Below are 6,393 nucleotides of genomic sequence, written 5' to 3'. Positions count from 1 at the left end.
GCAACCGCAAGTGCAGCGATCTACAGCATCGTAGAGACCGCAAAGGCAAATGGGTTGAGCCCGTACAAATATCTAGTCTATCTGTTGCAGCAGTTACCAGCGATTGCATTTCGTCAGCAGCCGGAGTTGCTTGATGCGTACCTCCCATGGAGTCCGGCAGTCGGGCAACATTGTACATAACGTAGAGCCTGTGGATCCTCAGAGCCATGGGTTTTTCTTTTTCAATACACCTGGTTATTAGACGCTTACCATTGTGATGCGATATTATATACACGAATAACTCCAATACAAGAGAAGTGAAAATTCGCCTTTTCCCTGATTGTTCCTGTGATAATCCGCGTTCTTTACGCAGGTCACGCATTCTAATTCCAATGAGTTTAAGTATTTGGTCGTCGGCCATATCCACACCTCTTAACAGAAATGCAGACAAAACGAGAGTGCGAGTGTAATGCTGGCACTCTCGTTTTTTATTAGCCTTTTATCAGCGTTTAATTGCCATGTAAGTTATTTTCCATGTTTGAACATTTCTAGGCATTAGCACATAGGTTGTGTTGTGTGTCAAGTTGAAACCCAAGGAGAAGTGAACAATGGTGAAACCTCACAAGCCGACGCGGGCCAACGCTAATGGGATTCCAACAATTCGCGGGGTCAATTCGGTCGAGAAGTTCCTGCGGGCTGTAGACCATTTTTATCAGTTGATTTGTCCTGAGAATAAGCCTAATAAGTGTGAGCTCTGGTTTCGAGGCGTCAAGCGCACCGATTATAATCTGGATCCTTCGATTGCCAGAGGTCTTGGCGCGCAAGCCGAAATCGTGTATTTATCCAAATTCCGTTCGCTTGCTTACCCGTATCTGCAGGAAACACCGTACTTCCCCTATTCTGAGGATCGGAATTCTTATTGGGGTTGGCTTTTCATGATGCAGCATTATGGAGTGCCGACCCGGCTGCTCGATTGGTCACGAGAAGCACTGGTGGCGCTGCTGTTTGCCGTAGACCCGAATCGCACCCCCAAAGAAGAAGAAGTAGACTCTGCCGTATGGCTGTTAAACCCGGTCGAGCTGAATAAAGCTTTTCAATTTTATGACTTCTTACAGCGTGGATACATTCCTAACGTCACAGAGCCTGCCTTTAACGCCAAATTCGGTCCGAATGTCCGGAATGAGAATGTAAAAGCAGCAGCAGCCATCGGACCGCTGAATAACCCGCGTATTATTAAACAGGCTGGCACCTTCACCGTATATCCAAAGCGAAGAATTATCGTTCCTCTCAATCAGCTTCCCGACGCCGCTAACTACCTGTACAAAATCGTCATAACTAAAGAGTCCCGCAATGATATTTATCATCAGCTGAACCATTACGGATTAACAGTAAGCGACTTATTTCCGCAGCTGGATAAAGTAAAGGACGAAATCGAGCGCGAAATCAATGCAGAAAACTTAACGAGCAGCAGCTCAGCGGTATTCGTCTCCCGGCGCGTATAATCATTACTTGTGTAGTCGGCGAGGTCTGTGTTTGCCAAGAGAGCGCCGTCTTGACTTTGGCAAAGGAAATACCCTCGCCTTCTCTACATAGGTAACATTGGAGTAGCTTTTAAGCTCCAGCTTGAGGCTGGGGCTGTCACTGAGCGGATTCCTCACAAGCCAATGATAGATCCAAACTGTATTGGGAGGATGATTGCCATTCTTAATCGGACAGAGTATTCGTCCGTTCTTTACTTCCCGGCCCGCCGGATACTTGTCCGAAACCGCTACCTTGAATTTCACGGCGACACAAGAACCAGCCGGAATTGCCGGGTTGTTCACATGGCCGCTGCAGCGTCCTGGCTGATCAGCTGCCCGAAAGGGTGTCTTTCGGATTTCGATGGGTGTAACTGTAATCAATTCCCGAAATAGTTTCCCTGTCGTCCGATTTATGTTGTAATGGAGAATCGTCACATTGCCTTTAAATGTGCTCGTGTCCAACCTTGCGGGCGTAACCAGCACGCCATCATGTACGGTGGCAGGCGCGCCCTCTGTCGTCCAGTACAACACTCCAACACAGTCCCCTGCATTAATAATAGCCAGTAGTCTTCACTCCCCTACTCGTGATATTGCATCGTATGGCAGGTTACGAAGATGTTCTTGTATTCAAGCTTACCCTATGCAAAAAAAGGCAGACGAATCAGATTCTTCGCCTGCCTTCTTGTATTTTATTCTCACATCAAGAACACTTGCTATACCCGCAGTTGGTGCACGTCTTGCAGCCCTCGATGTTGTGCAGAGAGGCCGAGCCGCAGGATGGGCACAAATCAAGCGAGTTGAAGGTCACCGCCAGTTGCTGCGGCGCTGTCAGACCAGGCTCACGCTCTTCGTGCGAGGCGGCGACAGGAGCCGGGTCACGCTCTTCGTCCATACTGCTTTGCAAATGTGTTTCGAGCGCTTTGGCGACCGCATCGGCAATCGATTCCACACGGTTCGCGCCGAAGCCAATTGCACCCGAGCCCCCGATGCCCTTCAAATGCTTGATGAGCAGATCCACCTTTTGCCCATGATCTCCGTAGCGCAGGAACAGGGAGCACACGCGGCCGAGAGCTTCAGCCATAGCGAACACGTCCGAGCCCGCTTTGCCGACGTTAAGGAATATCTCCGCCGGGCTGCCGTCCAAATCGTTAATCGTAATATAGGCCATGCCAAAAGGCGTGTTGATTTTGTACGTGGCCCCCCGCAGCACCTGTGGGCGCTTCTTGTACTGTTTATCAACCACATCGCTGTTCAGGCTGACTGCTAGTTCGGACGAAGCGGCGGCTTGCGAAGGAGCTGCTGCAGGAGCAGGCGCCGAAGCAACAGGCTTGTCTTCATTCTTCCCGTCCTTCTCTTGCTTCTTCTCCGTTTGCAGCACCTGCACATCACGGCTGCCGTCACGGTAAATGGTAACTCCCTTGCAGCCCAAATCGAAGGCAAGCTCATACAAGCGTTTTGTTTCTTCCACGGTAAAATCGGACGGACAGTTGGCCGTTTTGGAAATCGAGCTGTCCACCCAGCGCTGGATAGCGGCCTGCGCCCGGATATGATCCTCCGCAGACAAGTCCATGGCCGTTACGAAATAATCGGGCAGGCTCTCGCCCGGATGCGCATCCATCCATTCCTGGGCGATTGGCACGAATTGCTCATCGAAGCCGAGACGGCTTTGACGGTAATATTTGAAGGCGAAATACGGCTCAATGCCTGTGGACGTGCCTACCATCGTCCCTGTGCTGCCGGTCGGCGCCTGGGTAATGATCGTTACGTTCCGGATACCCTTGCTGCGAACCGCCTGTTCCACCTCCGGATACACGCCGGTCATTACCTTCATGAAGCCGCTTTGCAAATATTTATCGGTATCGAAGGCCGGGAACGAGCCTTTCTCCGCCGCAATATCCGCCGAGGCCAAATACGCCTCCTTGGCGATAAATCCGTACAGCTTATCCAGAAATTCAAGCGATTCCGGACTGCCGTAGCGAATGTTCAGCTTGATCATCAGCTCAGCCAAACCCATCGTGCCGAGACCGACCCGGCGCTCGTTTTTTTGGTTTTTCTCATTTTCTTCGAAATGATACGGTGTCTTGCTAATGACGTTATCGAGGAACCGGACCGAGTACCGCGTCGTAGTAGCCAGCTCTTCCCACGCCACATCATGCTTCTCTTGATCATAGAACTGAGACAGGTTCATTGCAGACAGGTTACAGACGCCCCAGCCCGGCAAGCCTTGCTCACCGCAAGGATTCGTACAAATAATCGGGTTAAAATACCAGCTGTTGGACATCTGGTTGTAGTATTCCATGAAGACAACGCCCGGCTCCGCCGATTTCCAGGCCGACTCAATAATCGTATGCCAAATTTCCCGCGCTTTCACGGTTCTGACGGTAACAACGGGCCTGCCGGCGGCCTTCCATTTGTCCAAATCCCCGTCCCACAAATCGGTGTAATCCGGACTGGTCGTATCCGGGAAGACCAAATCCCAGTCCAAGTCCTCCTTGACAGCTTTCATAAAGGCATTGCTGACGCATACGGACAGGTTCGCATTGGTCACTTGTCCCATCGTTTGCTTGACGGTAATGAAATCCAGCACATCCGGATGCCAGTCGTTTATCATCAGCATCAGCGCGCCGCGGCGGCTGCCTCCCTGCTCGATGAGTCCGGTCGTATAGCTGAACAAACCGCCCCAGGAAACGGCTCCGCTGGACGAGCCGTTTACGCCCTTAACGACCGCACGGCGCGGTCGAAGCGAGCTAAGGTTAATCCCTACACCGCCCCCCCGGGCCATAATCTCGGTCATTTCGGTCAAAGTCTCCATAATGCCGCCCCGGCTATCCTTCGGCGAAGGGATCACATAACAGTTAAACAGCGTCAGCTCTTCACTGGCGCCCGCTCCAGCCGCAATACGGCCCCCCGGAACGAGCTTCCAGCCGTCCAGTATGCCGCGGAACTTCGTTTCCCATTCCTGCTGTAATTCCGGTGTCGCCTCCACCGAGGCCATCGCCTTGGCCAGACGGTCCCACATTTCCTCCGGCGTTTTCTCAATATTCAGCGTCAGCTTCTCCACATCGCACTCTACCTGTCCGCCGCTGCGGGTTTTTACCGTTACCGTGCGGCCGTTCCGGGCCATAATCTCGCCGACCTCTTTTGTAGGAAATTTCGGGTCATCCTTCGTTAGAACAAGCACCACATCGCCAACCTTGGCGTGGCTTGGATCTGGATTTTTCCAAGCATACCGGTCCAGAAAAATTTTCTCGCTCAATCCTTCCAAACGCTGCTTGCTTAAGGTACTCATATGGAAAATAACCTCCTAAAAAGTTGGTGAGGGCTGCTCCCGAATTGTACGTCGTCCCGACTCTCCCGAAAGCACAGGCTGCGTGTGCTGCTGCGCATATTTGGCGGCAAATCCGGGCCATGCAAGCCAGCAGAAAACAAGCCGGAAGCCTGACTGAATCTACCGCCTACATATGTAAATAGCACAACATGTAGTGTCTGGGTCTCATTATACTACACAACATATCGATTTTTCCCCGAATTCATTCTTATTTTCGAGACATAATCGCCTATTCCCTGCGAAGAAGAAGCTTTTTCTCCCGCAAGCTCTCTTTCTTAACATTTCAGCCCGTATCCGAGTACAAAATTACGTAAACTGTAACAACGAATCGAAAGGATTTGCGCTATGTTTTGTTTATTATTTTATTAACAGGCTTATCCACAAAAGACGGTGATTTATTCACATATTACCCACAGCCTGTGGGCTAGATCGGTTATGCATCATCCTTAGCTCCCGATTTGTTCAAGCCGTGCCGCTGAACAGCAGTCCTGGCTTCAGCGCCACATCGCCGGTACGAACAGCTGGATTTTCGCAGAATTTCGCAAAAAAAGCCAGCCGGTTATTCCGGCTGACCCTGATTATCCACAACATTCCGGTCAAGCCGCTTTGTTCAGTCTTGCTTGTATCCGCAAGCCTGCTGCTCTGCCAGTTAGAATACTTGCTTTTATCCCCATGCTTTTATTTATGACCAAGCTCGAAATCGCCGGAATCCGTCTCTACCCACAGCTTATGGTGCCCGCTGCCAAACAGAATAACTTCCCCTAATGGTGGCAATGGTGGCAATGAAGACTCCAACGAAGAACGCGAGCCGGAGCCATCGGTTGGCTCGGTTGGCCGCTCCCTTTTCTCCAGCCACTCCACCTCACGGTCGCCGGAATCCGTCCGGAATTGCAATTGAAGAGACGACGGCTTATCCGCCAGACTTACCTTCACATCCCCACTGTCCGTCTTCACCGTCGTATCATACAGCAAATCCTTGGCCGTTACTTCGACATCCCCGGAATCCGTCTCCATGACAGTATTGCCATCGACACCGTCCAGCCGAATATCGCCGCTATCGGTTTTCACTTGAAGCTGCCCGGCCTTGACACCGGCAATTAGCGCGTCCCCGGAGTCACTTTGTACAGTTAATGCACCTGCTTCAATATCCGTCAGCTCGATATCCCCGCTGTCCGTATTGACGGTCAAGGCATCCCATTGCTTCGCCGGAAGCTCTACCGTAAGCGTCAAGCTGATAAATCTGAAGCCGATACCGAATTTCTTCTCCGTTCCAGCTACTACAAGGGTATCCCCCTCGCGCCTGGTTTGCAGCAAAGCATCGTCGAGAAAGTGTTTGCTCGCCCTGCCTTCCATCCGCAGCTTCATATGATCTCCCTGCCCTTTGACGACCCGGATATTCTCGCCAGTCATCAAAATCCGGATTTGGCGCACATCCGAAGCTTGAACCATTTCTTCCTTGGACACGCTGGAGGCTCGCCAATCGTCCAGACGGAAGGAAAACAGCCCGCCGGCAATGCCGAGTATGAGCAGCACAAGGGCCGTTCGAATCCAGTTCTTCATGGTCAT

At 51.5% G+C, this 6,393-nt stretch carries 4 protein-coding genes; 2 read left to right on the top strand and 2 right to left on the bottom strand.

The features are described 5' to 3' along the window. Both WBG83_RS09335 and WBG83_RS09330 read left to right on the top strand, forming a co-directional pair. Positions 1–180 (top strand): transposase domain-containing protein (locus tag WBG83_RS09335; protein ID WP_336744726.1); only part of this gene is annotated, 180 nt, incomplete at its 5' end. Positions 181–587: 407 nt separating this feature from the next. Beyond that, positions 588–1,481, top strand: a complete 894-nt coding sequence (locus WBG83_RS09330) for an FRG domain-containing protein (protein WP_336744724.1) — start codon at positions 588–590, stop codon at positions 1,479–1,481. Between the two features lie 718 nt (positions 1,482–2,199). Here the strand turns inward: WBG83_RS09330 and WBG83_RS09325 are convergent. Both WBG83_RS09325 and WBG83_RS09320 read right to left on the bottom strand, forming a co-directional pair. Next, positions 2,200–4,788: an adenosylcobalamin-dependent ribonucleoside-diphosphate reductase gene (locus WBG83_RS09325; protein WP_336744722.1), complete on the bottom strand. Its 2,589-nt coding sequence runs from the start codon at positions 4,786–4,788 to the stop codon at positions 2,200–2,202. A 717-nt stretch (positions 4,789–5,505) separates the two neighbouring features. Then, complete coding sequence (locus WBG83_RS09320) at positions 5,506–6,393, bottom strand: DUF4097 family beta strand repeat-containing protein (RefSeq protein WP_336744720.1); 888 nt, start codon at positions 6,391–6,393, stop codon at positions 5,506–5,508.

Origin of the sequence: Paenibacillus sp. y28 (genome assembly GCF_037137075.1) — a bacterium.
GTDB lineage: Bacteria > Bacillota > Bacilli > Paenibacillales > NBRC-103111 > JBBBNV01.
The sequence above is the reverse complement of the archived record's forward strand: the minus strand, read 5'-3'. Positions and strand labels throughout refer to the sequence as shown.